The 3115-nt window shown below is 67.8% G+C and carries 1 protein-coding gene; it reads left to right on the top strand.

Translation table 11 applies throughout. From position 1 onward, the window contains the following. Positions 1-25: 25 nt before the first annotated feature. Positions 26-3115: non-ribosomal peptide synthetase (locus CCN51_RS50580; protein ID WP_143676203.1), on the top strand; the 3090-nt coding region annotated here is incomplete at its 3' end.

The raw sequence follows: 3115 nt of genomic DNA, 5'->3' as shown, positions 1-3115 counted from the left end.
GGGTCGTGCTGATGATCAGGTAAAGGTGCGGGGTTTCCGGATCGAGCCGGGTGAGGTGGAGGCCGCGTTGATGGCCTGCGCCGGAGTGGTCCAGGCCGCGGTGGTGGTGCGGGAGGACCGTCCCGGGGACCGGCGGCTGGTGGGCTATGTGGTGCCGGCGGCGGATGTGGTGGTCGATGGGGTGAGTGTGCGTGCCGCGTTGGCGGCGCGGTTGCCGGAGTTCATGGTGCCTTCGGTGGTGACGGTGCTGGAACGGATGCCGCTGACGCCGAACGGCAAGCTGGACCGGCGGGCGCTTCCGGCCCCGGAGTACGCGGCGGGGTCGGGCCGGGGAGCCGCGACACCGACGGAGGTGTGGCTGGCGGGGTTGTTCGGCGAGGTGCTGGGGGTGGACGCGGCTCGGGTCGGGGCGGAGGAGAGCTTCTTTGACCTGGGCGGACATTCTCTGCTGGCGGCCCGGTTGATCAGCCGTATCAGGGCCGGGCGGGGCGTGGAGCTGGGCATCCGTGCGTTGTTCAACGCGCCGACGGTGGCTGGGCTGGCGTTGTTGATGGATTCCGGGGTGACTGGTGCGGGGGTTTCGGGTGGGCGTCCGGTGGTGGGCAGGCGGGCGCGTCCCGAGCGGTTGCCGTTGTCGTTCGCTCAGCGGCGGATGTGGTTTCTACGGGAGCTGGAGGGGCCGAGCTCGACGTACAACACTCCGCTGCGGATGCGGCTGAACGGCACGGTAGATGAGGCAGCGCTGCGGAGTGCGCTGGCTGATGTGATGGGGCGGCATGAGGTGCTGCGGACCCGGTATCCGGTGTTTGCGGGAGAGCCGTATCAGGAGATCGGCGAGCCGGTGGCGCGGTTGTCGGTGGTCGAGGTGGCCGCCGGTGGGCTTGAAGCGGCGGTGAGGGAGGCGGAGGGGTACTGCTTCGATCTCGCGGCGGAGGTTCCGGTGCGGGCCTGGCTGTTCCAGGACTCGGAGTCGGGCACAGCGGTCTTGTTGCTGCTGTTGCACCACATCGCCAGTGACGGCTGGTCGGTGGGGCCGCTGCTGCGCGATCTCGGCAGGGCCTACCAGGCGAGGGTCGCGGGCGAGCCTCCCGTGTGGGACGCGTTGCCGGTGCAGTACGCGGATTACACGTTGTGGCAGCGGGAGCTGCTGGGCTCGCAGGATGACGCGGCGAGTATGACCAGCACCCAACTTGGCTACTGGCGCGAGGTGTTGGAAGGGTCCCCTGAGGAGTTGGCGCTGCCGTCTGATCGTCCGCGGCCCGCGGTGGGGTCGTCCCAGGGGGCGACGGTCGGACTGTCCCTCGACGCCGAGGTGCATACGCGAGTGGTGCGTATGGCCCGGGAGCGGGGCGCGAGCGTGTTCATGGTGCTGCATACGGCGCTGGTGGCCCTGCTGACCCGCATCGGAGCGGGCACGGACGTACCAGTGGGCTCGGTGACCGCGGGCCGCACCGATGAATCGCTGGAGGATCTGGTCGGGTTCTTTGTGAACACCCTGGTCCTGCGGACGGACACGAGCGGAAACCCTTCGTTCGCCGAGCTCCTGGACCGCGTACGCGAGGTGGACCTGGCAGCCTACGAACACCAGGACGTGCCCTTCGAGCGAGTCGTCGAAGAACTGAACCCGACACGCACAGCAGGCCGACACCCGCTGTTCCAGGTCATGCTGGTCCTGCAGAACAACGCACGTCCCCTACTGGAGCTCGGCCCGGTACGCACAGCACCGGAGCCCGTCACCGTACGCAACGCGAAATTCGACCTGTTCGCCGAGCTGGAAGAAACCTTCGACCCACAAGGCCACCCAACCGGCATCCACGGCGTACTCGAATACGCAACAGACCTTTACGACCAACCCACCGCAGACCGCCTGGCACAAGCCTTCACCCTGCTCCTGGACACCGTCAGCACCCAACCCGATCTCCGTCTGAGTGACCTTCCGCTGACAGATCCCGCCACGCAACAGGCTCAGCTGGCTGCCTGGAACAACACGACCCGCGCGTACCCGCCCACCACCCTGCCCGCCCTCTTCGAGGAACAGGCCGCCCGCAGCCCCGAACACACCGCAGTCATCAGCGACAACCGCAGACTCACCTACCGCCAACTCGACGAACGAGCCAACCAACTCGCCCATCATCTGATCTCGCTGGGCGTGGGTCCGGAGGACTACGTCGCCCTCGCACTGCCCCGTACCGAGCTGGCGCTCATAGCCGTGTTCGCTGTGCTGAAGGCAGGGGCGGCCTACGTGCCGATCGACCCGTCCTATCCGCAGGACCGCATCGACTACCTCCTCGAAGACACCCGGCCAGTATTGATCCTGTCGACACGCGGCGCGGCCTCGGCTCTCCCGCACGGAGCATCCGCGTCGATCCAGCTTCTGAACGACGCGGCCTTAGCCGTTGCCCTCACGGACCGGCCGACCGCGCCTCCGACGGACACCCACCGTGTGCGCGAGCTGAGTCCGGGCAACTCTGCCTACGTCATCTACACCTCAGGCTCCACCGGCCGCCCCAAGGGCGTTGTCGTCACCCATGCCAATGCCACCAACTTCGTGCGCTGGGCGGTCGACGAGTTCGGTGCGGAAGGCCTGGCGCATGTGCTGCTCACCACGTCGTTCAATTTCGACGTGTCGGTCTTCGAGATGTTCGCTCCCCTCATATGCGGCGGCACCACCGAGATCCTGCACGACCTGCTGGACCTCGCCGACCGTGGCTCCGACACGCGTCGCCACGTCAGCTTGATCAGCGCCGTCCCGTCCGCCCTCGCCGGTGTCATCGCGCACTCCGATGTCGACGTGACGGCGGAGACCGTTGTGCTCGCCGGTGAGGGGCTGCCCGCAGCGGTGGCGACCCACATCAGAAAGGCTCTGTCGGCCCGTCGGCTGCTGAACGCCTACGGCCCCACCGAGGCGACGGTGTACGCCAGCACTTGGTCGATGCAGGACGGCGCCGATTCCGCGTCCCCGATCGGTCGTCCGGTGGCGAATACGCGGATGTTCGTGCTGGATCCGGGATTGCGGCCGGTGCTGACGGGTGTGGTGGGCGAGTTGTATATCGCGGGTGCACAGCTGGCTCGGGGCTATCTGGGGCGGGCCGGGTTGTCGGCGGAGCGTTTTGTG

It is taken from the genome of Streptomyces milbemycinicus, from assembly GCF_002154605.1.
Taxonomy (GTDB): Bacteria; Actinomycetota; Actinomycetes; order Streptomycetales; family Streptomycetaceae; genus Streptomyces; species Streptomyces milbemycinicus.
The sequence above is the reverse complement of the archived record's forward strand: the minus strand, read 5'-3'. Positions and strand labels throughout refer to the sequence as shown.